This is a genomic window from Bizionia sp. M204, assembly GCF_023205095.1.
Classification (GTDB): Bacteria; Bacteroidota; Bacteroidia; order Flavobacteriales; family Flavobacteriaceae; genus Algorimicrobium; species Algorimicrobium hallyeonense.
Genome location: NZ_CP046242.1, coordinates 3,015,552 through 3,042,220 on the forward strand (window position 1 = coordinate 3,015,552; position 26,669 = coordinate 3,042,220).

At 34.4% G+C, this 26,669-nt stretch carries 25 protein-coding genes and 1 pseudogene; 8 read left to right on the forward strand and 18 right to left on the reverse strand.

From position 1 onward, the window contains the following. The 6 genes and pseudogenes from GMA17_RS13840 (at position 1) to GMA17_RS13865 (ending at position 6,519) form a co-directional block, all read left to right on the forward strand. Complete coding sequence (locus GMA17_RS13840) at positions 1-1,419, forward strand: efflux transporter outer membrane subunit (protein ID WP_248397166.1); 1,419 nt, start codon at positions 1-3, stop codon at positions 1,417-1,419. Positions 1,420-1,437: 18 nt separating this feature from the next. Continuing rightward, positions 1,438-2,031, forward strand: a complete 594-nt coding sequence (locus GMA17_RS13845) for a TetR/AcrR family transcriptional regulator (protein ID WP_066247363.1) — start codon at positions 1,438-1,440, stop codon at positions 2,029-2,031. Between the two features lie 79 nt (positions 2,032-2,110). Then, a complete protein-coding gene (locus GMA17_RS13850; protein ID WP_248397168.1) occupies positions 2,111-2,506 on the forward strand; it encodes a hypothetical protein in 396 nt (131 codons plus the stop codon). A 242-nt stretch (positions 2,507-2,748) separates the two neighbouring features. After that, entirely contained in the window at positions 2,749-4,734 is a 1,986-nt protein-coding gene (locus tag GMA17_RS13855; RefSeq protein ID WP_248397170.1) for a monovalent cation:proton antiporter family protein, read from the forward strand. 109 nt (positions 4,735-4,843) lie between these two features. Beyond that, entirely contained in the window at positions 4,844-5,563 is a 720-nt protein-coding gene (locus GMA17_RS13860; RefSeq protein ID WP_248397172.1) for a 3-ketoacyl-ACP reductase, read from the forward strand. A 190-nt stretch (positions 5,564-5,753) separates the two neighbouring features. Beyond that, positions 5,754-6,519, forward strand: a pseudogene (locus GMA17_RS13865) (CDP-alcohol phosphatidyltransferase family protein). 167 nt (positions 6,520-6,686) lie between these two features. Here GMA17_RS13865 and GMA17_RS13870 read toward each other — a convergent pair. After that, the gene (locus GMA17_RS13870; RefSeq protein WP_248397174.1) at positions 6,687-7,688 is read right to left on the reverse strand and encodes an NAD(P)H-dependent glycerol-3-phosphate dehydrogenase; all 1,002 of its coding nucleotides are present in this window, start codon (positions 7,686-7,688) and stop codon (positions 6,687-6,689) included. Between the two features lie 131 nt (positions 7,689-7,819). Between GMA17_RS13870 and GMA17_RS13875 the strand changes: the two genes are divergently transcribed. Both GMA17_RS13875 and lysM read left to right on the forward strand, forming a co-directional pair. Beyond that, a complete protein-coding gene (locus GMA17_RS13875) occupies positions 7,820-8,767 on the forward strand; it encodes a nicotinic acid mononucleotide adenyltransferase (protein ID WP_248397175.1) in 948 nt (315 codons plus the stop codon). Between the two features lie 167 nt (positions 8,768-8,934). Further along, positions 8,935-9,438, forward strand: a complete 504-nt coding sequence (lysM, locus tag GMA17_RS13880) for a peptidoglycan-binding protein LysM (RefSeq protein WP_248397177.1) — start codon at positions 8,935-8,937, stop codon at positions 9,436-9,438. 252 nt (positions 9,439-9,690) lie between these two features. Here lysM and GMA17_RS13885 read toward each other — a convergent pair whose 3' ends face one another. From GMA17_RS13885 to GMA17_RS13960, 17 genes are all read right to left on the reverse strand, one after another. Further along, a complete protein-coding gene (locus GMA17_RS13885; protein ID WP_248397179.1) occupies positions 9,691-10,098 on the reverse strand; it encodes a hypothetical protein in 408 nt (135 codons plus the stop codon). 23 nt (positions 10,099-10,121) lie between these two features. Next, complete coding sequence (locus GMA17_RS13890; RefSeq protein WP_248397181.1) at positions 10,122-10,541, reverse strand: hypothetical protein; 420 nt, start codon at positions 10,539-10,541, stop codon at positions 10,122-10,124. A 15-nt stretch (positions 10,542-10,556) separates the two neighbouring features. Then, positions 10,557-11,852 (reverse strand): phenylacetate--CoA ligase family protein, encoded by a 1,296-nt coding sequence (locus GMA17_RS13895; RefSeq protein ID WP_248397183.1) that lies wholly within the window; start codon positions 11,850-11,852, stop codon positions 10,557-10,559. Between the two features lie 232 nt (positions 11,853-12,084). Then, a complete protein-coding gene (locus GMA17_RS13900; protein WP_248397184.1) occupies positions 12,085-13,749 on the reverse strand; it encodes a C45 family peptidase in 1,665 nt (554 codons plus the stop codon). Next, positions 13,749-15,281, reverse strand: coding sequence for an NAD(P)/FAD-dependent oxidoreductase (locus tag GMA17_RS13905; protein ID WP_248397186.1), 1,533 nt, complete (start codon positions 15,279-15,281; stop codon positions 13,749-13,751). The genes GMA17_RS13900 and GMA17_RS13905 overlap by 1 nt, the downstream gene beginning before the upstream one ends. Before the next feature lies 1 nt (position 15,282). Beyond that, positions 15,283-18,966 (reverse strand): 1-acyl-sn-glycerol-3-phosphate acyltransferase, encoded by a 3,684-nt coding sequence (locus GMA17_RS13910; protein ID WP_248397188.1) that lies wholly within the window; start codon positions 18,964-18,966, stop codon positions 15,283-15,285. Further along, positions 18,959-20,155 carry a DUF2062 domain-containing protein gene (locus GMA17_RS13915; protein ID WP_248397190.1) on the reverse strand — a complete coding sequence of 399 codons (1,197 nt, stop codon included), beginning with the start codon at positions 20,153-20,155 and terminating at the stop codon, positions 18,959-18,961. Before GMA17_RS13915 ends, GMA17_RS13910 begins: the two co-directional genes overlap by 8 nt. A gap of 76 nt (positions 20,156-20,231) precedes the next feature. Then, complete coding sequence (locus GMA17_RS13920; protein ID WP_248397192.1) at positions 20,232-20,885, reverse strand: hypothetical protein; 654 nt, start codon at positions 20,883-20,885, stop codon at positions 20,232-20,234. A gap of 11 nt (positions 20,886-20,896) precedes the next feature. Next, on the reverse strand, positions 20,897-21,394 hold the full coding sequence (locus GMA17_RS13925; protein ID WP_248397194.1) for a hypothetical protein: 498 nt from the start codon (positions 21,392-21,394) through the stop codon (positions 20,897-20,899). A gap of 6 nt (positions 21,395-21,400) precedes the next feature. Beyond that, positions 21,401-21,766 carry a 3-hydroxyacyl-ACP dehydratase gene (locus GMA17_RS13930; RefSeq protein ID WP_248397196.1) on the reverse strand — a complete coding sequence of 122 codons (366 nt, stop codon included), beginning with the start codon at positions 21,764-21,766 and terminating at the stop codon, positions 21,401-21,403. 8 nt (positions 21,767-21,774) lie between these two features. Continuing rightward, entirely contained in the window at positions 21,775-22,419 is a 645-nt protein-coding gene (locus GMA17_RS13935; RefSeq protein ID WP_248397198.1) for an outer membrane beta-barrel protein, read from the reverse strand. Next, entirely contained in the window at positions 22,416-23,024 is a 609-nt protein-coding gene (locus GMA17_RS13940) for a hypothetical protein (protein WP_248397200.1), read from the reverse strand. Before GMA17_RS13940 ends, GMA17_RS13935 begins: the two co-directional genes overlap by 4 nt. Next, complete coding sequence (locus GMA17_RS13945) at positions 23,005-23,307, reverse strand: outer-membrane lipoprotein carrier protein LolA (protein ID WP_256476074.1); 303 nt, start codon at positions 23,305-23,307, stop codon at positions 23,005-23,007. Before GMA17_RS13945 ends, GMA17_RS13940 begins: the two co-directional genes overlap by 20 nt. Then, positions 23,304-23,564 carry an outer membrane lipoprotein carrier protein LolA gene (locus GMA17_RS15430; protein ID WP_256476075.1) on the reverse strand — a complete coding sequence of 87 codons (261 nt, stop codon included), beginning with the start codon at positions 23,562-23,564 and terminating at the stop codon, positions 23,304-23,306. The genes GMA17_RS13945 and GMA17_RS15430 overlap by 4 nt, the downstream gene beginning before the upstream one ends. A gap of 52 nt (positions 23,565-23,616) precedes the next feature. Continuing rightward, the gene (locus tag GMA17_RS13950; RefSeq protein WP_248397202.1) at positions 23,617-24,393 is read right to left on the reverse strand and encodes a polysaccharide deacetylase family protein; all 777 of its coding nucleotides are present in this window, start codon (positions 24,391-24,393) and stop codon (positions 23,617-23,619) included. Next, entirely contained in the window at positions 24,387-25,451 is a 1,065-nt protein-coding gene (locus GMA17_RS13955) for a beta-ketoacyl synthase chain length factor (protein WP_248397204.1), read from the reverse strand. The genes GMA17_RS13950 and GMA17_RS13955 overlap by 7 nt, the downstream gene beginning before the upstream one ends. Beyond that, positions 25,451-26,653, reverse strand: coding sequence for a beta-ketoacyl-[acyl-carrier-protein] synthase family protein (locus GMA17_RS13960; RefSeq protein ID WP_248397207.1), 1,203 nt, complete (start codon positions 26,651-26,653; stop codon positions 25,451-25,453). Before GMA17_RS13960 ends, GMA17_RS13955 begins: the two co-directional genes overlap by 1 nt. Between the last annotated feature and the right edge of the window lie 16 nt (positions 26,654-26,669).

Sequence of the window (26,669 nt, forward strand, 5' to 3'; positions counted from 1 at the left end):
ATGAAAAGAAGTATAAATAAAAGATGGATTTCTAGGGTTGCGGTTATAGCTGTGGTGGCCGTAACTATGCAAAGCTGTTTGGTTTCTAAAGATTACGAACGTCCTGATTTAGAAGATGAAACGGAAAATTTATTTCGTACAGATGAACTGCCAACAGATAGTATGTCCATGGCAGATGTATCTTGGAAAGCGGTGTTTACAGACCCGTTTTTAACGCAATATATTGAAGAAGGTTTACAGAATAATATTGATATTCGTATTGCTATTCAACAAATTATTGCTGGTGAAGCTTACATGAAACAAGGAAACGCGGGTTACTTGCCAACCTTAAGTGCTGGCGCATCGGTGGCACATCAGAAATTGTCTGATAATAGTCAGTTTGGGGCATTTACAAATGGTTCTATTGATCAGTATGAAGCCGTAGCTAACTTATCTTGGGAAGCCGATATTTGGGGAAAAATCCGTAGTAATAAACGGGCCTTTCATGCTGGATATTTAAAAAGTATTGCAGCACATCAAGCTGTAAAAACCAAACTTATTGAAAGTATTGCTACCACCTATTATACATTAGTGGCTTTGGATGCTCAATTGGAAATTACCAAAGAAACCATTGAAACTCGTAGAAAAACGGTTACGGCAATTGAGTCTTTAAAAGAAGCTGGACAAGTAACCCAGGTGGCCGTAGACCAAAACGTGGCCCAATACAACAATGCGCGCGTACTTCAAATTGAGATTGAGCGTCAAATTTTTAGAACGGAAAATGCGTTAAGTATTTTGTTGGCAAAACAACCGCAAACGTACCAACGAAGCACCTTAAGCGAACAGGAAATTACAACCGAAATGAAACTTGGTGTGCCTTACATTTTATTGCGCAACAGGCCAGATGTAATTGCCGCTGAAAATGATTTCATTCAAGCTTTTGAAATGACTAATGTTGCCAAAGCTAACTTTTATCCGTCCTTAACCTTAAGTGCATCGGGTGGATTTCAAAGTTTGGAGTTTCAGAATTGGTTTGATACCAGTTCACTTTTCGCAAATTTAGTAGGTGGGTTAGCACAGCCTATTTTTAATCAGCGTAAAGTTAGAACGCAATTCGAAGTATCTCAAGCGCAACAAGAGCAAGCCTTATTAAACTTTAAGCAAACTCTGTTGGTGGCAGGACAAGAAGTATCCGATGCCTTGTATAGCTATAAGGCAGAAGAAGATAAGTTCCAATTCCGTGAAAATGAAGTGGAAGCCTTGCGTCGTGCAGAATCTAATTCAGAAACCTTATTAGATAATGGGTATGCTAACTATTTAGATTTATTAACGGCTAGACAAAGTGTGTTGGTAGCAGAATTGAATACCATTGATAATAAGTTAGAACAATTGCTATCTGTTGTTAGATTTTACAAAGCACTAGGTGGTGGTTGGAAATAACGGAAGGACCACCATGTTATGATAAATAAGCAAGACATACTTTTGTGCTCCATTACCAACTTCACCAAGTTTGGTAGCAAACGGTTTACATTAGATGATCTGGCTTTGGAATTAGGCATTTCAAAAAAAACAATTTACCAGTATTTTAATGGTAAAGAAGCCTTGGTAGCTGAAAGTTTAAGCTACTTATTAGATAACTACGTGGAGGAGATTGAGGCTATTCAAGAGCGTGAAGATTTAGATGCCATTGAAAAAATAATTACCATTTATAAACGTGGGTTTGAATATTTAAAACACTTCAAGCCCGCGTTTTTATTTGGTATTAAAAAATACTATCCCAAAGCCGATGGGGTTTTTACAGCATTTTCAGATCGGTTAGTCAATACCATTATATACACCCTATTAGTAAAGGCCCAACAACAGCAAATAATTAAACCACGGGTAGATGTAGCTTTAGTTGCCAAATTATACATGTTGCGCGTAGATAACGTGGCCTTTAAGGACGATAATTTATTTAAAACCTACAGTTTATCTACCGTTTTAAACCACCTGATTATTTATAATCTGCGTGGCATTACAGTTTCTGGTTATTCTAACGCTTTTTTTGAATAGTTTTTTATTTTTGCATACACAAAGGTTTAGTAATACAAACATCATTAATTTAATCGTTCCACAAGGGAATACGTAGCTTATGAAAAAAGATATTATAATTCCAAAAGTAGATGGTGTTTATGTGGCGATTATAAATGAATATAACGACATCTATAAAACTCAAGATTGGAACGCGTATATTATAAACGATAAGGCGGTGGATTTGGAAATGGTAATTATTGTTACCAGTGGCTATTCTCAAGATAAAGCGACGTCAATATTCAGAAAAAAGCTGGATAAACTTCCAGCCAAAAGCTATGCGAAAATTGAACTCATGCAGGAAGACTTATTTGCATTGAACAATCAGTTTCAAGTCACGTTTTTTGAAGGTAATACCATGTTTGATAAAACCTATCTCTTCCGAAAAAATACCATTAATTTAAAAGCCTTGCAAACCATTCCATTAATGGAAGCTAAAGGTGTTTTGGTAAAATAGTAATTCGGATAAGAATTTTTTTATTAACAATAGCCGTTTAAAAACAGCCCTGTATTTATGTTGTGGGTTATTCTTAAGAAGGTATAAAGTGAAGTACTGTGAATAAATATTTACTTCCGGTAAAAAAAACGTATTGATTCACTACCTTTTTGTATTAGCTTTGACCATAGAAAATTCAGTTTTGTGACCAAGGAGAATAACTAAAACCTTGAAATAACCATCAAAAAAACCAAGTAAAGCTCATGCATTTACCATTATTACAGGACATTTTAATTCTTTTAGTTTTTTCGGTAGCCATTGTTTTTGGTCTACAAAAACTCAAACTTCCTTCTATAATTGGTTTTCTGTTAACAGGAGTCGTTATTGGACCCTATGGATTAAGTCTTATTGAGGCCGTTGAACAAGTAGAAACACTTTCTGAAATTGGCGTTATTTTATTACTGTTTGTTATAGGAATGGAACTTTCCATCAAGCAATTAGTCTCCATCAAAAAAACGGTTTTTATAGGCGGATTTTTCCAAGTAGGAATTACCGTAGCCGTATCAGCCCTTATTTATTACCTATTAGGATTTTCTTGGAATGAAGCTGTATTTGTCGGTTTCCTGTTCTCTCTATCCAGTACAGCCATTGTTTTAAAAACCTTGCAAGATAGGCATGAAATATCAGCACCTCATGCCAGAAATGCCTTGGCCATTTTAATTTTTCAGGATATTATTGTCGTGCCTATGATGCTTGTTACACCAATGATAGCAGGAGAATCCTCCAACATAGGTGTAAGTATTTTATCGCTCTTGTTAAAATCGGGTATTGTAGTGGTTATTACCTATGTCAGCGCGCGCTATATTGTTCCTAGGTTAATGCATGCTGTGGCAAAAACCAATAGTAAGGAACTGTTTTTGTTAGTGACCATTACCATTTGCTTTGCGGTGGCATTCCTAACATCGGAAGCCGGATTATCATTAGCACTAGGAGCCTTTTTAGCAGGTCTTATTGTTTCAGAGTCTGAATATAGCCATCAGGCTACCAGTATTATTTTACCGTTTCGTGAGCTTTTTACAAGTTTCTTTTTCGTGTCCGTGGGGATGCTATTGGATTTAAACTTTTTCTTAAATAATATACCTATTATTCTCCTGTTATTAGTGACGGTTTTGATTCTTAAATCAGCCATTACAGCAGGCGCCGTGGCCATTCTGAAATACCCTGCTAAAACGGTAATATTAACAGGTTTATCGCTTTTTCAAGTGGGTGAATTTGCTTTTATACTTTCCAAAGTAGGCATTGAATACGGGTTGTTAACAACGGAAACGAATCAATATTTTCTATCCGTTTCTATCCTCTCCATGATTTTAACGCCGTTTGTTATTATTTTTTCGGGCACAATTGCGGACAAGCTTATAGGTGTCAGCAAAAAATTAGGATTGAATGGCACGACAGATCCGGAAATTGATTACGAAGAATTGGACAATCAGGATTTAGAAAACCATTTGGTTATTATTGGTTATGGTGTTAATGGTAGCAACTTGGCAAAAGCCGCAGCAGCTAACAATATTCCGTATGTGGTTATTGAAATAGATGCCGAAAAAGTAAAGCGTGAAAAACAAAAGGGTGTTCCTATTATTTTTGCAGATGCCACGGAAGATCATATTCTGGAAACGGTCAGACTTTCTTATGCTAGAGTAGCCGTAATAGCCATTTCAAATCATGTGGCTACCCAAAACATTATTAAAAGTATTCGGTCCCATTCGGATTCATTGTATCTGGTGGTTAGAACGCGATATGTTAAGCAAACGTCTGAATTATTCGCATTAGGTGCCGATGAGGTTATTCCGGAAGAGTTTGAAACATCCGTGCAAATATTTACCCACGTACTTCAAAATTTCCTGGTACCAGAAGATGATATTGAGCATCTGGTTGAAAATATTAGAGCTGATAACTACCAACTATTTAAAGGCGAATTAAAACGCCCAAAAACCTATAGGCCGAACAAGGAATTAGCCGATTTTAATATTACCTGTTTACGGATGAGTTCTGATAGTAATAAGTTTATCGGGAAACCATTAAGTGAATTGAATTTAAGAGCCGAATATGGTATTAATGTTTTGGGTATCAAACGCAAAAATAATATGCTAGAAAGCATTCAACCAGATGAAATTATGATCCAAGGCGATGTGTTGTACATTCAAGGAAATCAGAGTAAAATTGAGCAGTTTCATAAAATGATTAAATAAACGGGCTCCTGCGAAGCATTGATTTATAATGTTCTCGTTAATTTGCATGTGACTAACCGTATAACATTTTTGGTAATATTTAAATACATCACCAATTTTAAAAACTAATATGACAAAATTAAAAAATAAAAAAGCCATTATTACGGGTGGCGGAAGAGGGCTTGGAAAAGCAACGGCTCTGGCATTTGCCAATGAAGGAATTGATATTGCCATAACAGGTAGAAATGAAGCTGTTTTAAAAGAAACCGTTTTAGAACTAGAGGCATTGGGCGTAAAGGCTATTTATTCCGTATTTGATGTGAGTGATTATGAATCTGTTAAAAATGGGATTAAAACTATTATCAATGAATTAGGTTCGGTGGACATTTTAGTAAATAATGCTGGTATTGCAGCCTTTGGAACCTTGAATGACATGGAAGTTGATCAGTGGGCGCAAATAATTCAAACGAACGTCATGGGAATGTATTACGTAACGAAAGAAGTTTTACCGTATTTAATAAATCAAAATGAAGGTGATATTATTAATGTTTCATCTACAGCTGGATTGAGTGGGAATGCTAGCACTTCTGCCTATTCAGCATCCAAATTTGCCGTTATTGGAATGTCTGAATCCTTAATGAAAGAAGTGCGTAAAAACAACATTCGCGTTTGTACCGTTACGCCAAGCACCATAGTGTCCGATATGTCTATTGGATTAGGAATTGCTAACAAAGATTCTGAAGAACGTGTTTTACAGCCTGAAGATTTTGCAGAATTACTTGTTGCTGGTTTAAAACTACCCAGAAGAGCCATGCTTAAAAGTGCTGCTTTATGGTCCACAAATCCATAAGTAATATACAAATCCGTCAGGTATAATCAGCCGCCAGCACTGAACGCATAAAACATAATGTCAAGCACAAATAGAAAATAATTAGAAACAACAGCCTTTTTTAAAAGCACTGGTACGCATTTAGGTTTTAGTGGTATCTTTGCAGTATTCAATGGTATATTCCGCAGAAGAGTTTTTTCTATGTTATTAGATGTCCAAATTACCAAAAGCGCATAAATTTCTGGATCTTTCAGATTATGGAAGACCACTAGCACGCGTTATTGCAAACGCTTTACAACACACCGCATTTACGCCTGTTCATGTTACTATTGGTTTTATTATATCAGGGCTTATAGGGGTTTACTGTATTACCCAAGGATATTATTGGTTGGCGGCCTTCTTTTTAATTTTCAAGTCTATTCTAGATGCTGCGGATGGCGAATTGGCTCGTGTAAAACAAAAACCATCTTATACGGGTCGCTATTTAGATTCGGTTGCCGATATTGTTTTAAACGCCTTAATCTTTGTGGCCATTTGGTCCGTTAGTACCACCAATATTTGGATCTGCCTATTGGCATTTTTAGGCTTGCAATTACAAGGCACCTTGTATAATTACTACTATGTTATTTTAAGAAATAAATTTGACGGTGATACCACGAGTCGCGTTTTTGAATATGAAACGCCTATTGCATTACACGGCGAAAAGCAGAAACATGTGGATATTCTTTTTGGCTTGTACAAACTGTTTTATGGTGTTTTTGATAAGACTATTTACGCATTAGATCGTCAAGCAGACCAAGGTAAAAACCATGCCTAATTTTTTAATGACGAGTATTTCTACCTTTGGATTAGGGTTTCAATTACTCGTTATATCCATCATGTTGGTATTAGGCTTAAAAGCGTTTATTCTGCCTTTCTTTTTAGGATATACTGTTATGGTTTTTGTGTTTATAGGTATTCGGAAGTTTTTCTATTAAGTGCTTTCTTGTCAAGTTCATAGGGTAAAAATTCAGTATTCATATTTATAAATCGGAAATGGATTTATGCTTACAAGCTACCTACATTTTTTCAAACCCAGAGTAGTACCTAATGGAAAGCAAGCTTCCATAGTAATTCGCCTTGCCGGCGTTTGAGGAGGTTTCTTTTAATCTAGTTTTTCCGTTAATTTTTTGAACACCGCTTTTGGTTCCTTTCCTTCATATAAAACGGCATAAACCGCATCTATAATAGGTGTTTTTGTTTTCCTTTTATTTTTCTCGTTGAGTAAATGCGCACTTTTTGTGGCGTAATAGCCTTCAGCCACCATATTCATTTCCATTTGCGCTGATTTTACCGTGTAACCTTTCCCAATCATATTCCCAAACATCCGATTTCTAGAAAATACCGAATACCCCGTTACTAGTAAATCACCCAAATAAGCCGAGTTATTAATGTTCCGTTTCATCTTGTGCATCTTTTTAATAAAACGCTTCATTTCCCTAATGGCATTACTCATTAACACACTCTGGAAATTATCACCATAACCCAAACCATGAGCAATTCCGGCTGCAATGGCATAAATATTTTTCAGCATGACGGCATATTCCGTACCAATAATATCGTCACTAATTTTTGTTTTTATATAATCGCTAGCTAATGCATTGGCAATTTCTGTTGCTTTTTCTGGATCAGCACAGGAAATGGTAAGGTATGATAAACGCTCTAAAGCAACTTCTTCGGCATGACACGGTCCTGCAATAACCGCTATGTTTTCAAATGGTAATTTGTAAATATCATGAAAATGTTCACCAACCAATAAGCCGGATTCAGGAATGATACCTTTTACAGCAGAAACAATGGTTTTCTGGGAAACATTAGCTGTTAGTTTTTCTAATTCACTATACATAAAAGCAGAGGGAATGGCAAAGATTAAAACATCGGCATATTCAGCCATTTCATTAATATCATTGCTTAATTTTAATTGGTCCACTTTAAACTCAACCGAACTCAAATAACTTGGGTTATGTTGTTCTTTTAGTAAATGCTCCTTGGTGTAAACACTGCGCATATACCATCCTACTTCATCTAAATTTTCACAAAGCATTTTTACAATAGCTGTGGCCCAACTTCCTGAACCGAAAACAGCGTATTTTAAAGGTTTACTCATAATTTGTATAGTCTTTAGTATTTCAAAAATACATAAAATATTACGCTTTATCGATATGTAAAGTCCATGCTTTTTTCATTTTGGCACGTGTTTTGAAATCCTAGTAATAATAACTTTAAAATGATGGACTTATGAGGACTATAAAACTACTTTTCGCATTTGCAATTTCAGCAACGCTTTTTACGTCATGCTATACCGATCCTATTATTGTGGATAATTACAATCCAGGACCAGCGCCTTCCATATCTTTAAATCAGTTATTGAATCGTTATGAGCTATGGTATGTGGATATTAATGAAACTATTGGTTATAACGAAACGCCATTTTTACAAATAGCGTTTACCATATCCTTTAGAAACGGCAATTTATTTGCTAATAATAACTTGGTAGGATTTGGCGATCAAGGAAACGGATTTGGTATTCAAACAGGAACCTATGATGCCTATAATAATATTTTGGATGTCTACCACGTTATTGATGGATACCAAACCTTTGATGTGTACCAAATAGATAGTAATACTATTGAATTGTACAACCCGAATAATGATACATCCTACTTTTTAGATGGTTACCAACGTAGCAATTTTGATTATGACTATGTGTTCTATGATAATATTCATTATTTCTTACAGGAATATGAAGCTTGGGAAAAAACATATACCAGTCCTACAGGAGTACCAAACGAATTTGATTATGAAAACTATTTGCAGTTTTTAGCCGGTGGAAATGACTCGGAGTTTAGAAGCTCGCAAGATGTTAATGTGTACAATCCGAATAATATTTTTTGGGATTACACCGGACTTTATAATGTTGGAAACATATCTGGAAATAGATATTTAAAAACCCTGACATTGGATTATGATTATTTTGCGGATGAATTTTTTGAACTTCGCGTTTTAAATGATGCGAAAATAGAATTGTATCAGCCAACATCCGGAACGGTTTATGAATTTACAGGTCGTGGGTATATTCAGTTTTTGAAAAATGCTGAAGGCAAACAAACGGAACAGCTTAAAAAGCGAAAGTTTAAAGCTGAAAAGCAAGATAATCCACGTGAACCCATTCGTGAGAAAATATAAAATATTTAATTAGTCTAAAATTTTGAGGGAACTGCCTGATGAGAAATCAAAAAGGCGGTTCTTTTTTGTGTTAAAAAACTCAAAATAAGCAAGTGTAACAAGCATTATTTTTGTAAATTATGACTTCAAGAAATCAACTATTAACATTAAAAAACAAGTAAACAATTATGGGATTATTTTCATTTATTAAAAATGCAGGCGCTAAAGTATTTGGTATCGGAAAAACAGATGCTGAAGAAGCAGCCGAAGCAAAAGCAGATGCAGCGGCAGCCAAACTAAAACGTGAATCGGCAGCAGCAAGCCGAATGGAAGAAACGGTTTCCGATTTAAAACTGGAAGCTAAAAACTTAAAAATAAAAATTGATGGTGATACAGCAACTATTAGCGGTATGGCTTATGATCAAGCTACACGCGAAAAAATTATATTAGTGGTAGGAAACTCTAACGGTATTGCTGTTGTGGACGACCAAATGACGGTTGAACACAAGGAGCCAGAAGCGCAATTTCATACTGTAGTTAGTGGAGATACATTAGGGAAAATAGCCAAGAAATTTTATGGAAATGCCATGAAATACCCATTGATTTTTGACGCTAACAAACCAATGCTTACAGATCCTGATAAAATTTATCCAGGACAAGTATTGCGTATTCCTGCAGTGGATAAAGCTTAAAGAATATAGGATAGAATAAAAGAGGCGGTCTGAAAAGTAATTACCCATTGTCAAATTGAGCGCAGTTGAAGTTTAGTGTTTTGAAAACCAAAACATTTCCACTTCGCTCAATATGACATTTAGAGTGGAATTTTACTTTTCAGACTGCCTCTTTTTAGTTTTAAAGCAACCTAATACCTTTAAAAAACAGGCCTCTTTAATTGGTTTTCCGAGTGAATGTCGAATGTCGTGGCGGTTAGAAATTTGTTGGCTTTACGATTTACCGGTTTCTTCTTCTGGTACATTTATGCTGTTAATAAACGCATTTAATTCGGCTTTCGAATCGTCATGAACCAAACTCATGTTTATAGAAAGTTCCTTCTGATCCGTTTTTAGGATATAATCTCCAAATAATTTTTTCACTTCAATAATATCTTTGAGTAGAATTTTTTTTCCAAAGAGGGAATTTTCTTTAATTATATTTGGAGTTAAGGTCAGATATTGTTTATTAAACTCCCACAGAGACATGCCAATATAAATAACACCTATAAGCATAGTAACATAACTCAACCAGTAAATTTTGTCCGATTCCCAAATGCTTACCGTAGCTGATACAATCCAAAACAACCCTAAAGCTAAATTAAAGTATAATCGTTTTGATTTAAATTTAATGATCAACATATCTAGATTTCCTGTGTAAATATCTATAGTTTTAGCTCATAATACTCGGTTCCAACCACTTCAAAATGGTTTAAAAAAGACTCCAATTTAACCAAAGAATTTTTATCAATTAGATGTGATTTTATGGTTAATTCTTTCTGTTTGGATTTTAGCATATAACCACCAACTAATTTTTCAATTTGAGTGATATCTTTTAGTAGTAACTTTTTAACGAAAAGGTTATTTTTTCTAATATACGTGTCGGTAATGTTTAAATATTGATAAGAAATATCCCAAATAAACTGTGCTAAATATAATGAGCCAGCCGCAATAAAACCTAAATTATACCACCTAAACTCCGTATTCTCCCATATAATAAAAGCACCTAAAGTCAACCAAAAAACACCCAGGACCAAATGGATATAAAGCCTTTTTTTGGTATAATTTATGGTTAAATTTTTCATGAACTCATACAACAATTAGTCCTTTTTACGATTATCAATAACCATAACCGGTTTTCTACTCATGGCAGGAAATTGTAATTTTTGAATGATTTTCTTATCGTGAAATTCAATTTTAGGCGCTACACGTAATTTAGCTCTAAAGTGATCTTTAATATTCAAGAGAAGTTTCTCCGTTGGTGTATCTGTTGCTATTTTAATGCAGATTTCATCCGTACCAATGTTGTTGTGCGAAATTTCAATAACATAGCTCTGAATGGCATTAAAATCATTTAAAATATTATCCATTGCAGGTGGATATAAGGTGGTGCCTTTATACTTAATCATTTGCTTTTTACGTCCAACCACAGGGCCTAATCGCATGGTTGTTCTGCCACAAGTACAGGCATCATGATGTGCTTGAACCATATCGCCCGTTTTAAAACGTAACAAGGGCATACCTTCAACGCCTAATGTAGAAATGGTTAATTCGCCCACTTGTCCAGCAGACACCGGGTTTTCAGCATCATCTAATATTTCAGCAATAATTAATTCCGGATGATGATGTCCACCTTGTTGCGCTTCACATTCGTTAAAAGCCGTATTCATTTCGGTGGAAGCATAGGTGGAATACAGTTGAATATCCCATTCATCTGTTATTTTTTTTGATAATGCATTATGTGAAAAATCTAAATTTCGCAAAGGTTCACCAATACAAATGGCACCTTTTACGCCCGATTTGTTGATGTCAATATCATGTTGCTTGGCATATTCAATCAATTTTAATAAAAATGACGGTACGGCAATTAAATAGGTTGGGTTGAATTTTATAATAGAATCCCATTGCAATTCTGGGATTCCTGCACCAACGCGAATCATGCCAGCTCCTAATTTTCGGGATCCTAAAAAGTAGGCCAATCCAGCCATAAAGCGTCTGTCCATAGTGGTCATGAGTTGCATAACATCATTTTCCGTCACACCAGAACAGGCAAAAGATAAGGCCTCATTATAGGCTAAACGCTCTAAATCTTTTTCGGTTAAAGCAAAGGTTACAGGATCGCCTAAAGTTCCAGATGTGGTAACATAATCAATAATTTGATTTTTAGGAACACATAAAAATTCATCATTATATGCTTGCAATTGGTCTTTGGAAGTCGTTGGTATTTTTGTTAAATCTTCCAAGGTTTTTATAGAGGAAATAGCAAGGTTATGCTTTTTAAAAACCTGCTGATAATAGCTTGATTTTTCTTGTAAATACACTAATAATTCAGCCAGCTTTTCTTCTTGAAAAATTTTAATTTCTGATTTAGTAGCTTGTTCTATTTTAGGAATCATATTATTTTTCGGAGGTTTGTGTCTGCAACTTGAGGTAATTTAGTAATTCTAATCATAGTATTTATGTTTCTTCATAATTGTTTCATCGTCTTTTATTTTACCTTCTTTTATTTGTTGCAATCCAAGTTTAATTTCAGACTATTGCTCTAACGGCAATTCATCCCAAACATCTATTTTTTATACTTGAATATCCATGACACTTTATATTGTATCCAAAAGTAAGGATTCTATTTTATTTCAATTTGTTTTTAATCTTTTTAATGTACCAATCTATTTGTTCTTGATCTGGAACAGTGGTAATTTCTTTGGTCTGCGCCTTCTCAAAAGCTTGTAAAGCTGCTGTGTAATAGTGTTTTTTATAGTAATAGGTTCCCACTAAATAATAGGCCTCCCAATAATTTGGGTTCACAGCAATTAGTTCGTCCAGAACGTTTTGTTCTACATGATTGTCTGTTGAAATAGCTTTGGAAATTTCCCGACTTAAAACCCGATATGTTTCATAGTCTAAATACGCCTGCGTGAATTGAAATGGATCGGCTTCAATAGATAATTCACTATTATGAAATGATTTGGCTGCAGTTTCTGATGGTTCGTTTTTGAAAATCGTATGCAAATTATAAGCTACAAATTCGCCTAATTGATACGGGTTTGCGGATACCCAAACCAAGCCTTGTTCAGGTTTAAAAACCACACCATGATGGGCTAATAATTGGTTTAAGGCTTTTTCGTTTCCATAGCCTATGGCTTTATTTTTTAATCCTTCTGTGTTTCTTAAAATAGAAACCGCTTTTTCAACCGTTAGTTTGGGCGTTTCTGAAAGTAACTCTTCCATACGTTCAAAACGATATTGCGAGTGACTTTCAGCAATTTGTTTTAAGTTATTTTCATCAGTTGCATAGGCGTCACTTTGAAAATGATTGGAACAAATTAATTGATTGGAATTTTCAACGTTATAAACGCCAAAATTATTTGGCGACACCTCAATGGTAACCGCATGATTATCCTTGGCACTTCCTATAAATATAGATTCCGAAACAAATACTTGGCGTTTTTTAGCAATAGCAATGGCTTCATCTATCGTGCTGGCATATTGTAAAATTTCGCGTGTTAAAATGGAAATTGGTGTTTTGGCAATTAACGGTATATCTGATTTTCCAGCATTAATTGTCACGGTTAATCCTTGGTCGTTCATGCCTGAAACCACACCCATCATGCCAGCCCAAGTAACGGACATAAAATTATAACCGTTTGTAGGTTTTATGAAGGCAATGATTTTATTTTTTGCGAAATCGTCTCCAGCATAAAAGTCGAAATTTCTACCAATAATTAAGCTGCTATCTTCGGTTTTATCTCCCCAAGCGGCAAAAGATGAACAGCCAACAAGTGCCAAATCCTGTAAGGCGTGACCAATATCGTGGGCACTATGAAAATAGAGTAATCGCAGATAATCATCAGCCACATAATCATAACTATCTCCTGCGTATTTTGAAACCCCTAATATTTCACTTTTATACTCTTCAGGAACGTGCAAATACATTTTTCGGTTGTACCAAGCTAACACTTTACGTAATAGATATTGTTTGGTTTTGGATGGTACGAGCTCTTCTACTTTTCCTAAAAAGGCCGTTTCTTGTTTCGCCATTAACTCTTGACTTAAACTGCCTGTTTGCAAACCAATTTGATACGGATCGCCAGAAACATATAATTCCCATTGCCCATATTTATTTTTAGTTAGCAGACCATTTTCTGTGGTAAATGTAGAATCGGAAATCTGGTTGCGTTCGGGAATGGTTTGGTTGTAATTGGAAACATCTGGAATATCATGTAGCGACTTTTTTACACCACAAGAAGTGATAAGCAAAATAAATACGAGTATGTTCCAATAGGTTTTCAGCATTAATTTTCTGTTTGATTTGCCGCAATAATTTTATCTAACAAATAGTCCTGACCTAATAATTCGGAACAGGTAACAACACCACTAATGGTAACGCCTAAAATGCCATGCATATTTAAACTTTGACCTGTAAATAACAAATTGTCTATTTTTGTTTTTGGTGAAATAAAAGACTGCATGGATTTATTTACATCCTTGGTATAGCCATACATAGAACCACGATTTGTTGCAATATAATCACGATAAGAAAGTGGTGATGAGGTATAATATTCCGCAATACAATTGCGAATATTTGGAAATTTTTTCTCTAATTCGTCTATAATAATCTCCGCTTTTTCTTTTTTAAATGCTTCGTAAGTTTGGCCACGTTCATTTTTATGGGCAACCGTATTAAAGGTGTCAGCCCAAGGTTCCACTTCTTCATAACGCATATAGGTCATAATGGTTATATTATCGCCATATATGTTGTTGTCTTTTTTGATTCCCATAGATAACATATAGCTTTCTGGCCACGTTTCTTGGGTGTAATGTTGGGCATTCCAAACAGCATCTTGTGTTTTAAAATGATAATAATTTTTGTTGATATATTTAAAACAATCTGGTTTTAAAACAATATATAAACTGAAGGCTGAAATGGTACTTTCAATACCTTCAATTCGGTTAGTATATGATTTTCTAAAGTGTTCTTTCCCTACTAAATTCAGAGTGATTTTCGGCTCAATATTAGAAATAAACGTGTTGCCTTCTATCTTGTTTCTATTGGTACAAACAGCTGCTTTAATTAAACCATCTGCACAGATTAAATTTTCAACCTCATGATGTTTATAAACTTCACCACCATACTTTTTTAGTTGTCTAATAAGCAATTTAGTAATTTGACTACCACCATTTATACAACGGTACGCACTTTGAATATAAGAATTTACGGAAAGTGAATGTACATAAAAGGGCGTTTTATAACCATCGCCCGCATACAAGAAATTGGAGCCGGCCAAAACAGCTTGTAAGCGTTTATTATTGGTTATGGATTCCAAAAAGGATTTAATTTGTAGTTTAAAAACTCCATCAGCATACGGTCTTCCTGGTTTTAATCTGTAAAGAGGAAAGGCATTACAGGTTTCCTGAATTTGTTCGCAATAGGTATTTATAGCTTCTGATTCGTCTGGGAAGTAGGTTTTTAATTGGGCTTTGAAATTGTTAAAACCTTGTGCATATGGATAGGCGTTTTCATCATCATCAAAACTAATAATATCAAACCCATCTTCATCCATTTTTTTGAGAGATAAGCCATCCATAATTCCCAAATAATTGAAATACTGGTAGAGGTTTTCACCTTTTCCCAAACTCCCAATATAATGGACACCTGTATCAAAAATAGATTTGTTTCTGGAGAAGGTTTGTAAGTTTCCACCAAATTGCTGATTTTTTTCCAATACACACACATTATAACCTTCTTTTGCCATTATAATAGCAGACACCAGGCCGCCTAATCCGCTGCCAATAATAACAATGTCATAATGTGATTTTGGTTTCAAATTAGTGCTTAATTAAAAGAATTAAATTTTGTGTTTGATGGCTAATATGATAATTAAGTTTTTCAAATATAGCTAAATAGCGTTTTGTACTTTCAAAAAGAAGAACAACACGTGCTGTGTTTTGAGCACTTAATGATTCTAATTGCGTATTTGTTAACACATCTGAATTAATAATGAGTGTATTGCTAGGCGTTTTTAGGGCTTCTAAAATTGATTCAGCACTATTAATTTTATAATGGTTATTAGGAATAAAACTGTTTTGTACCAATTTGCGGGATGCAGAATTTTCTAGAAAGCTCGAAATTTTTCTATTTGGGCTATCTACAGCCAATAGAAAATCTAATTGACCATGGGCATTTGAAATATGTGTGATGCTTTCGTCATCCTCCAAGGTGTCTAATAGATATTTGTAGGTATCTTGATGAGTATTTAAGTCCGTTTTTATAGTTAGATATTGTTCGTGACCTTTATAGCGAAATTCCTCCAAGACCATATTATGAAAGTAGGTTGCATTTTCATGAGCATTTCTAAAGGCTTTAAATTCCGATTTAAAATAGGCACTAATTTGTTTTGTGCGTTCCCGATCTGTAATTCCGAAACTGGTGTCATCAAAAGCAATACGCTTTAAAATTTTTACAGATAAACGACCACGTTTAATAACGAAATTCCCTTTTGGTAATATTTCAGAATTCCCATGGATAATAACAGGAACTACGTCCAATTTAAATTGATGGGCCAAATAAAATGCGCCTTTATGAAAACGTTTCATTTTGTGTGTATACGACCGTGTTCCTTCAGGAAAAGCCATAAGCGAATAGCCTTGATCCACTTTTTTCTGTAAATGCGTTACGCCATTTTCTATACCACTAGAAACAGGATAAAATCCAGCTAATTTAACCGCTCTACCAAAAAACGGTGAGTTGTAAACCCAATCATTTACTAAAAATATAATTTTTGGATTCAGCATGCCAATAGCCAAAATATCAAGGAAAGACGTATGATTGGCAATTATTACAGCTTGTTTTTTAAAGGACTCGTTTGTTGGGTTTATAACTTGGGTTTTAAAAAAGGGATAGGAATCTAAAACCGATTTCATAAACTTGGACATTACGCGGTGAAACCAGCCCATTTTCTTCTTCATACTAACCGGAATCACGCGTAAAACAGTCATCCCGAAGATGGATAAAAACAAACCACCAAGACCATAATAGGTGAATGAAATACTAGAGAAAATAAATAAAACTACAGGAGCCGGTTTGCTTGTTTTACTTCCAATAAAAAATTTAAAAAACAAGGGTTGCAGAACAAAGGCGATACATAAAGCAGAAATAATACCAATTATAGACACCATTGAAATGCTAAAAAGTGCAGGGTGCTTAGCGAAAATAAGTACGCCAACACCTAAAATAGTGGTGATTACAGATAATATAATAGACGTTTTGTGGGTTGGTAAAACGCGTTCGCCTGTTTTTAACTCATGTAATAGTCCGTTGGTAATAAAAATGCTATAATCAATACCCAAACCAAAAATAAAGGTCGATATTATAATGTTAAATATATTAAATTCAATACCTGTTACACCCATTATACCAATGGTTAACAGCCAGGTTAATGCAATTGGCAATGCCGTCACTAAGGTAAGAGACACGCTTCTGTAAAAAAGTAATAACAAAACTAAAACAACTAAAAGCGAATAGCCAACCAACCGATTAAAATCATTTTTTAGTCCACCTAAAAAGGTTTCATTCATTTGCTTTCTATCAATTACCAAGGTTTGTGGTTGGTCTTTAAAGGTTTTTATTAAACTTTCGGTTTGATTGTCTTCTAATTTCACTAACGATGTGACTGTTGAAAAACCATCAGCTTCGCCAATATAATCTTCAATAGAAACCGTTTTTAAGGTTTTAAAACCGTCCAAATTTAAAGTGTTGAAGTCAGCTTCCATTAGATTGTAGAATTGCTGGAATGTGCTTGGTTTAAACCCAAGCGTTTCGCCACTAGAAATTAGTTCTTGTTTGGTAAACGCTATCGTTTCTGGCTGCCAGAAATTTCGCCAAGCTTCTACGTGTTTCTGTTGCTGGTCTTGGCTTTGTACCAAAGCGCCAATGGAACTAAAATTAATAATTTGATTTTCCTTTTTAAGCGTTTGTAGTTTAGAAAATACGGCATCATTGGCTGTAATAGCTTCTTCCGTATTAGAGCCGTAAGCTGCTAAATAAACCGATTTGGATTGAATATTGGTTAAGGCATCTAAACGTTGTTGTGCTTGCAATAATTCTTCGGGTTCATAGTTTAATTGCGAAATATCGTTGTTAAAACCTGCTTTGCTGTAGGTGAAAATACTCAACACAAATAGTGCAACTAATCCGCTAATAAGCCATTTGTTTTTATGAAATGGATATTTGGCAGCTGTATCTAAAATTGTTTTCCCTTGAAGTGATTTTTTGTTAATTCGATACACTTGAGGAATAAAAATTAATGAAAATACCGAAGCACCTAAAACACTAATGGCGGCAAATATTCCTAAATCTTGAAGCGCTTGCGATTTTAAAAACAACAAACATAAAAACGCCATAGCAGTCGTTAAACTACTCATTAAAATAGGTTTAGTAATCTCTTGATACAATTCCTTAATATTATTGTTACTCCTAATATGGGTTAATATATGAAGGGCATAATCCAAAGTAATTCCTAATAAAACCGAGCCAATACCTAATGAAATAGCAGATATATTCGTGCGGATTACAAACAACATGGCAACTGCCAGCAAGGCACCAAAAGCGGTAGGTGTAAATAAAATAAGTGGAATGGATATTTTTTTGTAAAACACAATCAGTATTAAAAGCAAAACACTCATGGCAATACTTACTGTAATAGTAATGTCACGTTTTATTTGCTGTGCATTGGCAACAGCAATTAAAGCACCTCCAAAATACGCACTGTTAACGGTGTTTTCGAAATCGCTATTTAAACTATCGCGTAGCTTGTAAAGTTGCTCGGCAAAAAGAGCGTTTTCAGATGTTTCACTGGATTTATGTTTGGGTGAAATAAACATTAATAAATGCTGCTTGTCTTTACTTAATAGAAAGCCATTTTCTAAAATAAATGCATCGCCAAAACTTAACTGCTGTAGTTTTTTTAACGCAATAAAGGATAATCCTAAAGGATCGCGTAGAATGGTTTCTTTTGCAACAAAACCTGAAGGGGAAATTAATGTTTTGTAATGTGCTTGGGTTATGGCTTGCAGACTGTCTGCATCCAATTTACCTTGAATAGTTAGGTAATCTTCAGTCTCTAAAAAAAGTGGTAAATTTTCGTAAACAAAATCCAATGTGGTTAAAACGGTTTCATCGGGAATTTGTCCTTGAATTTTCGTGTAATACGGTTGTGAATGTTTTTCTAGACTATCAATAAATTGAGCAGCGTATTGGGTTAAATCTTGAACGGAAGCCCCAGATTCACGCGTGATATTGACAATAATTTTATCCGCAAAATTGACAGTTTTTAAAACTTTTTGAGCATCTTCATTTTCGCTGCTTGTGGGAATAAGTTTGGTAATATCTTCTTCAAAAGTAATGTGGCTAGCCAAAACTATGAGTCCAGAAACCACGACAAGTAATCCCAGAAAACTGATTAATTTTCTAGAAGCAATCCAAAGATATATTTGATAAAAAAAGTTAGTCATGTTGTAAAACGCGTTTCTTCTTTTTAAATACGCCGAAGAAAAAATAGGCAGCAAAACCAAACAAAATGGCTCCAAGTGTTGCTAGAGCAAAACTTCCTACAATATACGTTTTAAGATGCTGTAAAACCTCAAAATTATCTAACAAATCCTTAAGAGAATAGGAAATGGGTTCTTGTAAAATAAATTGCCCTAATTCTAGGCTGGCAATAATAATAAACGGTATAAAAGGAGGTAGGCTAACATTGGAAAAAGCAAAAGCAATGGTTTTATTTAATTTTAAAAACACAGCGAGTGTTAAAACAATCAGTGTGTGAAATCCCCAAAGTGGCGAAAATCCTATAAAAACCCCTAATGCAACAGAAAGTGCTTTCTTTTTTGGTGAATCCTTACTGCCTAGAAAGTCTTCAACAAAAAATCGTTTAAAGCCTTTTTTTTTAATATTTCGGAATAGTTGTCGTGGTTTGTAATAGATAAGTGTTAAAAAAACCAACCATGTATTTAGAATGCTAATCCGCGTAAAATCTTGAAATGGGCGAAAGTGAGAGACACGTTCGGTTTCATCATAAAGTACTTGAATTGGCATGTTTTTAACCTCGGTATCTTTCCAAGCCGATTTGACAATCACTTCAATTTCAAACTCAAATTTATTGGTGTAAAACTTCAGGTTTTTAATAACATTTAACGGATATAAACGAAATCCTGATTGGGTGTCTTTTAATTTAATACCCGTTTCAAACCAGAACCAAAAGTTGGAAAACTTATTTCCAAAACTACTTTTTCCAGGCACACCTTCCTGTTTCATGTTTCGGGAACCAATAATCAACACGTTCTTGGTGTTGTGTTGGTCTAGTTCTGTGATGAAATTTGGAATATCACTCGGGAAATGTTGCCCATCAGAATCAATAGTTATTGCAAACTCATAGCCTAAAGCAATTGCTGCTTTAAATCCGGTTCGTAATGCAATTCCTTTACCCTTGTTTTTGGGGAAATGAATTTGTTGAATATTTGGATAATCTTTTAATATGTCTGTCGTGGCATCGGTTGACCCGTCATTGACAATAATAATATTGTTGGAGTAGGTTAAAACTCCGTCCACCACACGCTTTAAAGTATGCTGATTGTTATACGTTGGAATTAAAATACAAACGTTTAAATCGGTAATTTTTTGTGTGATACTTTGGTTTTGCACGTACTAAAAGCCTTTTGGAGTTAGTGACTGAAAAATACTGATTTTTAATGGACTATGATAATCTAATCAGCAGTAACTAAAATTTTTGTCCCGGTTTTTTGCTTTGTTCTTTCAGTAGTTCCGTGTAATGTTTAAATGCATTTAAAATAGATTCGGCATGATCATGACCATCAACACTCATTACTAATTTTATTTTATCCCACTTGTTTTTCTTCTCATTCTTTAAAAATGGAACAAAAATGTTTAAATATGCTTGATCTTTTTTTCTTTTATCAATGTTTTTATAAGCATAAACATTTTCAAAATCATAAAGCATGGAGTTTATAGCTTTGGTACCCTTTTTATTCATAACGGATAATCTTAAATAGTCTCCTTCAAAAGTTGCTTTGTATCCCTTTTTTAAATGACTGTTGTGTTCATAACCGTATTTTTCAATGTTTTCAATTAAAAAAGCTTTCGTTTCCATTAATGAAATATCGCCAGAATTGGCAGGAGCAACGGAATGGAAGGTTTCCACTTTACCATTTTCAAAGGTAATTTTTGAAACATCAGACTTTTTTATATGATAGGATGGTCCTGAAAGATTATCTGATTTTTTATAGGAGATGGTTTCAATGTGAATTTCTTCAACTTTGGAGGAAATCTCTTCGTTAATGGTTGTTAAAATAATGTCTTGAGCGGACATTGAAATGGTAAAAAGGAAAAGTAGTAGGTAGGTAATTTTTTTCATATTTGGTAACGTTATTTGGATGTTATACTTTGTTTTTCTTCATCTGTAAACACGGCAGATTGTAAAATAAAATCTTTAATATGGTTCTTTAAATTTTTCGAGGAAATGTACTGATATTGTTTTAATATAAACTGCTTATCTTCTACTATAGCATCTTTATATTTTAAAATTTTGGGTGTGTTCTCTTGAATTCCTAATCTTACAAATCGCGGTTCAATATTGTTGGGTTCAGTTTCAATGGCATATTCTATATAGCCTACACCTTCTATAAAACCATCTTTTTTGTCTTTTAGGGTTTTTGCACTTCTAGCTTTTAAAGCTATGGCCGCACCTTTATATGCTACTAAAGCCATAGCGTCTGTTTTAGAAACTGATTGCATGGCCGTATAAAACGCATCTACAAGTTCTTGACTTTGAGCCGCTTCTTTATAAGATTGACGTACCTGATTTAACTCTAACGTTTGTACGTTAAAAACGAGCAGGACAAAACTTATAAGTATGAATTTCATAGGTACCTATATTACGTTGTATGACGTAGTCAATTTTAATGCCACAGTATCGTTAAACTTGGTAATATTTTTAACGCGAAATCCTGTTTTGGTATCTTCAAAATCCAGAGTAAGTTCTAAATCTGGTGTTTTAAATGGATTAATAATCGCCATAAATTTCACATTACTAGCGGATTCCATAAAGAGTTTTTTTGAAAGAACTTCTTCTGACAGCTCTTTAATAATCTGCATCATACAGACACCAGGCGTTACAGGATTCCCAGGAAAATGGCCTTTAAAAACATCATGTTCTTTATTGATAGTAATGTTAGCAATAGCCTTGCCTTCCGTGGATTCCAATGAGTTAACTTTATAAAAATCTTTTAGTAACATGGGTTTTATTAAAATTTAAATTTATAATAAACACTTAATTGAAATACGGAATTTAGCTTATTATTGCCGTTATAATAGTAGTCATTTTCATTTCCAAAAGTATAATCGTTGTCATAATAATTATTGTTATAAAAATCATCGCGTACATCAACAAACCCTTGTTTGTAGCGAGCCTCTAAACCTAAGCCCATTGGGAATTCGTAACCAATACCTGCAAAAAAAGCAATATCTATTGGAATAATGTCGCCATTGGTGTTATCGGACACATTAATTTCTAAACTAGGTCCGACTAAAAAATGCAAGCCAACATCTGGAATAAAAAAGAATTTATTTGAGATGGCAGCACCAATATAGTGAATGCTCACATCATTTCCAGAATATCTATAAATTTCACCATCATAAGGATTACTGATTGTAAAGTTGTCACGGCCAAAGCCTTGGTTGGAATAGGATGCTTCTATCTGCAATTCATAAATTTTTGGAAAATGAATGTTTAAAAACACTGCACCTTGAAAGCCTACTTTTCTTGTGGAATTATCAATGTTAGTAACGGTTGCGGCATTAAGTCCAGCTTTAAAACCAGGACGGACTTGTACTTGAGCAAAAACTGCTGAAGTAAAAATTAAGCAAATGATTAATGATAGTTTTTTCATTTGGAAATTGATTTGAGGTTAATTTCTAGTTTAATATTATGATGTTTAATAGTAATTTGGTTTGCAATATTATTACTTATATCTGTAAACAAAAAGTGAACTTTCTCTTTTTGATAACCCGTTCGAATTATTTGATTTAGGTGTTCGGAAACGTAATAGAAGTGTTTTTTACCCAAAATAGCCGTTTGATAAATGTGAATCGTATCCTTTATGAAACTTTTAGAAACCAAATTTTGCTCTTGAACCAAAGCTTTAAAGTCGGTTTTTAAAAGATTTATTAGTAGTTTTTTATTGAGCTCATCCAAAATATAATTAACCTTGAACTCCGTTTCGGTTATGGAGAAGTCGAATAATTTTGCACCCATTTCTGTTGTAAAAACGATTCGATGATTACTGTCTTCAATCTTTTTAATAATTAATAAACCACCAAAACTATTGTCGTAAACCTGAATACTGGCCTTGTAAACGTAGTCTTGATTGGCATCAGAGAAATACGGATTGGTTATAAATTGCTTCTTTACTTCCTGTTCTGTTAATTGGTTCTTCTTACTATAAGACCCGCAGCTTAATATTAGAAAGCAACAACTAATGATTAAATAACGCATCAGAAACCGGGTTGTTTAATACTTTATTACTGAAAACAATTTTGGTGTAATCGCCAGACGGTTCCACCATTTTCACAATTTCAACATCACCTTGTGCATTAAAGGTTAATTGAAATACTTCAATAAATGAAGCCGATTTTTTGTCCTTCGGCTTAAAATAAACGAGGCTGTTGTTTCCAGATTTATAGTATTCTATATGGAATTCTTCTGCATCAAACATATCGCCTTTTATACTGTTAATAATGAGACTATTCAGTTGTTTAAAAAGTTTGCTTGAACTCATGTCAATATCACTTTTTTTTTGCCTTCATCATTAATATATAGCTTGTTATCTTTAAAGATAACAGAATAAACAAAGGGGTCGGTATAAGACCATTTTACCAAATTTGGCGCTTTAAAATGCAGGTTACCTTTGGTAATAATATCATTAGATAAAAAATCCATGTGTTTGTACTGCGTAAAGGCACTTGTAATGGTTTTTGTGGTTTTGGCTTGCTGTTTAACCACGCTTTTTAAGGCATCTGCCTCTGCTGAATTCATGGGTTTTTGTGCTTGTAAATTCAGAATAAAGAAGAAGCACAGTATAGAGATATTACGCATAAGCTTGGGTGTTGAATAAGGTATCAATCGTAACGGATTGAAAATTATTATCACGTAAAAATAACAATAACTGTTCCAAAACCCTAACAGATTTATCACTCGTGTCGTGTAAAAGAATTACATCGCCAGGTTTAAGGTTTTTAATGGTACGTTTTAGTATCTGTTCTTCAGATAGATTAGTGGTATCTAATGAGCGTTTATTCCAACCAATCGTGGTTAAATGCAAGTTTTGAACTGCACGACCAATACGTGGGTTGGTTACCCCAAATGCCGGACGGTATAATTTGGGACTTAAACCGCTATATTGCTTAATAATACGATTTGTTTTTTCCAATTCCGCTTGAACCTTCTTCGTTTTAAAAAAGCCAAAATTATTGGCATGAGAATAGGTGTGATTCCCAATGGTATGACCTTCCGCTATAATTTGTTTAAAAAGATCCGGATGATTTTCAATATGTTTTCCAATACAGAAAAATGTGGCTTTAGCTTGATATGAATTTAGAAGGGCTAAAACTTGAGGCGTAAACACTAGGTTTGGTCCATCGTCAAAGGTGATGGCTATGTGGTTTTTAGTAGCGTTTTTATTCGCATTTAAAATTTTAATATAGTAGTTCCAACCAACTAATCCCGAGCCCAAAGCTGTAAGTATAAACCAAATAATAAAAAGTAAAACAAACCACCAAATACTTATGGGATTTATCAGAAAAATAACTAATAAACCTATAAAAATAACACTGGTTGTTATTGTTACTGATTTAAAATTTAGCATTGACGAAGTAAGGTGAAACTATGGTTTTCTCCACGATACTGGTTATATAAAAGTATGGTTTTATAATGAGAAGGGGTAATCGTATTCATCTGAAAAGCTTCAGGAACGGTTTGTGTTTTTAAAATATGAGCTCCTAAAAGTAGCCCAAACGAAGAAGCTGTGTTAAATTCCCCAATCCAAGGTTTGTAAGCTAGTTGCTGTGTGTTTTGAAAATCACCTCGTGTTAATGTTTCGTAGTAAGAATCAAAATCAACATCACCATTATTCCCCAAAATAAGGGTGTCTATTTCTGATGGATTTAAGTTGTTTGCTTTTAAAAATTCGCGCGCCTTTTCGGCTACGGAGTGCAATGGCAAGGTATTAAAGGTTTGTAAGTCTTTAACGATGGCTAAAGAAGAATCTTGCTTTTCATTGGAAACTACAAAAAAGTTAGCGCCTTCACTATAAATAGCACCTTTAGTTTTGGTGTCTACTATTTGTGAACTTTCAACAGGTACTTCTTTTATGTGTTTTATGAGTTTGTTAAGTGAAATGGTATAATCGCCTATTTCGTCAACACCACCAATTAAAATATGTTTGGCTTCATTTAATTCCAACTGTAATTTGGCATCTAATAGCGCAGACTCAAAGGAGTTGCTCCCATGCACATAGGTAAAATTATAGCCCTTACATTGAATTTCCAAAGCAATTTGTCCACCAACGGTATTATGTGTAGATTGAATAAAAGGTGTTGGTGTTAAGTACTGTTCGTTATCATCAATTATGGCACTTAAAAACTTTTCCGAATCGCGTAAACAGCCCATTCCTGTTCCCGTAATAATGGCGTCAACATTATCCAAATGTGCTCTTTTTAAAGCTAATTTGGAGGCTATAATACTCATTTTAATTCCTTTTGCCATGCGTCTGGCTGCAGCAGGCGGAATAAAATCTTTATAATTCGGATTTATAGCAGGAAAAGTTGTGGCATTATATGAAATGATGTCTTTTAGAAAATCAGCTTCATCTGTCGTATTTTGCGCCGAAACGGAACCAAAACTATTTATGTATACGTTTTTCATTAGGCGTCTTTTGAAAATATTACAGTTGAACAATTTCCTCCAAATCCAAACGAGTTGGACATAACCGATTTAAGTGGTTTTTCTTTTAGCGCTAATTCAGGGGTTATTGAGAATTCCTGCATTTGCGTTTTAAAGTTCAAATTTGGAAAAATAATATTATGCTGAAGTGCCAAAATAGAATACACTGCTTCAATAGCACCAGCAGCAGCTAATGTATGTCCTGTATAAGCTTTTGTGGAACTGAATTTGGGTGTTTTATCACCGAAAACACGAATAATAGCACGACCTTCAGATAAATCGTTATTTCCCGTTGCTGTTCCATGTGCATTGATATAATCAATATCCTCTGGTTTAAAATTGGCAACTTCTAACGCTTTCTCCATAGCTATGGTAGCACCATCACCATTTTCAGAAGATGCTGTTTGATGATACGCGTCATTAGCATTTCCATATCCTTTTACATACCCCAAAACCGGTTTGTTTTCGGCGGCTACAACGGCATCTGATTCTAACACTAAATAAGCAGCAGCTTCACCTAAATTTAAACCTTTACGGTTGTCATCAAAAGGTGTGTTGTAGGTATCCGATAAAATCATGAGTGTTTTAAAACCGTTGATTGTAAATTTAGACATACAGTCTGAACCACCCACAACCACACGATCCAGTTTGCCTGCTTTGATTAAGCGGGCGCCGAGCATAATAGCATTGGCAGCCGATGAACACGCTGTACTGATTGTGGTTACCAAGCTTTCTTCAATACCCAGTTGCTGGGCAATTTTTTGAGTAGAGTCGCCTGCATTATGACCCGCAATATATTTTTGTTTGCTTTTATCTTCAAAATACTGATAATAGTATTTTTCAGTCATATCCATTCCGCCAACACTGGTAGCTGATATTAAACCAGTTTTATAGGCGGTAATATCTGTTATACCAGCATGCGTAACAGCTTCTTTGGCAGCAACAGCTCCTAAAAATGCGGTTCTGGAATAATTATTATCAGGTGGTAAATTTAAAAGGGATTCCAACTCTTGATTGGTGTACGCAATTTCACCAACCATAATATCATTTTTATGAATGGTATCAATTTTAGAAATACGCGAAATGCCCTTATTTTCATTGATAAGTGCGTTATAATTTTCAGCTACATTGTTTCCAATGGCAGAAATTATTCCCATTCCTGTAATTGCAATACCTTGACTCATAGAAATATTAGTTTAT

Excerpts from the sequence above, each read along its gene's own strand:
- GMA17_RS13840 (WP_248397166.1), top strand. The coding sequence starts at position 1 with ATGAAAAGAAGTATAAATAAAAGATGGATTTCTAGGGTTGCGGTTATA.
- GMA17_RS13845 (WP_066247363.1), top strand. The coding sequence starts at position 1,438 with ATGATAAATAAGCAAGACATACTTTTGTGCTCCATTACCAACTTCACC.
- GMA17_RS13850 (WP_248397168.1), top strand. The coding sequence starts at position 2,111 with ATGAAAAAAGATATTATAATTCCAAAAGTAGATGGTGTTTATGTGGCG.
- GMA17_RS13855 (WP_248397170.1), top strand. The coding sequence starts at position 2,749 with ATGCATTTACCATTATTACAGGACATTTTAATTCTTTTAGTTTTTTCG.
- GMA17_RS13860 (WP_248397172.1), top strand. The coding sequence starts at position 4,844 with ATGACAAAATTAAAAAATAAAAAAGCCATTATTACGGGTGGCGGAAGA.
- GMA17_RS13870 (WP_248397174.1), bottom strand. The coding sequence starts at position 7,688 with ATGAGTAAACCTTTAAAATACGCTGTTTTCGGTTCAGGAAGTTGGGCC.
- GMA17_RS13875 (WP_248397175.1), top strand. The coding sequence starts at position 7,820 with ATGAGGACTATAAAACTACTTTTCGCATTTGCAATTTCAGCAACGCTT.
- lysM (WP_248397177.1), top strand. The coding sequence starts at position 8,935 with ATGGGATTATTTTCATTTATTAAAAATGCAGGCGCTAAAGTATTTGGT.
- GMA17_RS13885 (WP_248397179.1), bottom strand. The coding sequence starts at position 10,098 with ATGTTGATCATTAAATTTAAATCAAAACGATTATACTTTAATTTAGCT.
- GMA17_RS13890 (WP_248397181.1), bottom strand. The coding sequence starts at position 10,541 with ATGAAAAATTTAACCATAAATTATACCAAAAAAAGGCTTTATATCCAT.
- GMA17_RS13895 (WP_248397183.1), bottom strand. The coding sequence starts at position 11,852 with ATGATTCCTAAAATAGAACAAGCTACTAAATCAGAAATTAAAATTTTT.
- GMA17_RS13900 (WP_248397184.1), bottom strand. The coding sequence starts at position 13,749 with ATGCTGAAAACCTATTGGAACATACTCGTATTTATTTTGCTTATCACT.
- GMA17_RS13910 (WP_248397188.1), bottom strand. The coding sequence starts at position 18,966 with ATGACTAACTTTTTTTATCAAATATATCTTTGGATTGCTTCTAGAAAA.
- GMA17_RS13920 (WP_248397192.1), bottom strand. The coding sequence starts at position 20,885 with ATGAAAAAAATTACCTACCTACTACTTTTCCTTTTTACCATTTCAATG.
- GMA17_RS13925 (WP_248397194.1), bottom strand. The coding sequence starts at position 21,394 with ATGAAATTCATACTTATAAGTTTTGTCCTGCTCGTTTTTAACGTACAA.
- GMA17_RS13930 (WP_248397196.1), bottom strand. The coding sequence starts at position 21,766 with ATGTTACTAAAAGATTTTTATAAAGTTAACTCATTGGAATCCACGGAA.
- GMA17_RS13935 (WP_248397198.1), bottom strand. The coding sequence starts at position 22,419 with ATGAAAAAACTATCATTAATCATTTGCTTAATTTTTACTTCAGCAGTT.
- GMA17_RS13940 (WP_248397200.1), bottom strand. The coding sequence starts at position 23,024 with ATGCGTTATTTAATCATTAGTTGTTGCTTTCTAATATTAAGCTGCGGG.
- GMA17_RS13945 (WP_256476074.1), bottom strand. The coding sequence starts at position 23,307 with ATGAGTTCAAGCAAACTTTTTAAACAACTGAATAGTCTCATTATTAAC.
- GMA17_RS15430 (WP_256476075.1), bottom strand. The coding sequence starts at position 23,564 with ATGAATTCAGCAGAGGCAGATGCCTTAAAAAGCGTGGTTAAACAGCAA.
- GMA17_RS13950 (WP_248397202.1), bottom strand. The coding sequence starts at position 24,393 with ATGCTAAATTTTAAATCAGTAACAATAACAACCAGTGTTATTTTTATA.
- GMA17_RS13955 (WP_248397204.1), bottom strand. The coding sequence starts at position 25,451 with ATGAAAAACGTATACATAAATAGTTTTGGTTCCGTTTCGGCGCAAAAT.
- GMA17_RS13960 (WP_248397207.1), bottom strand. The coding sequence starts at position 26,653 with ATGAGTCAAGGTATTGCAATTACAGGAATGGGAATAATTTCTGCCATT.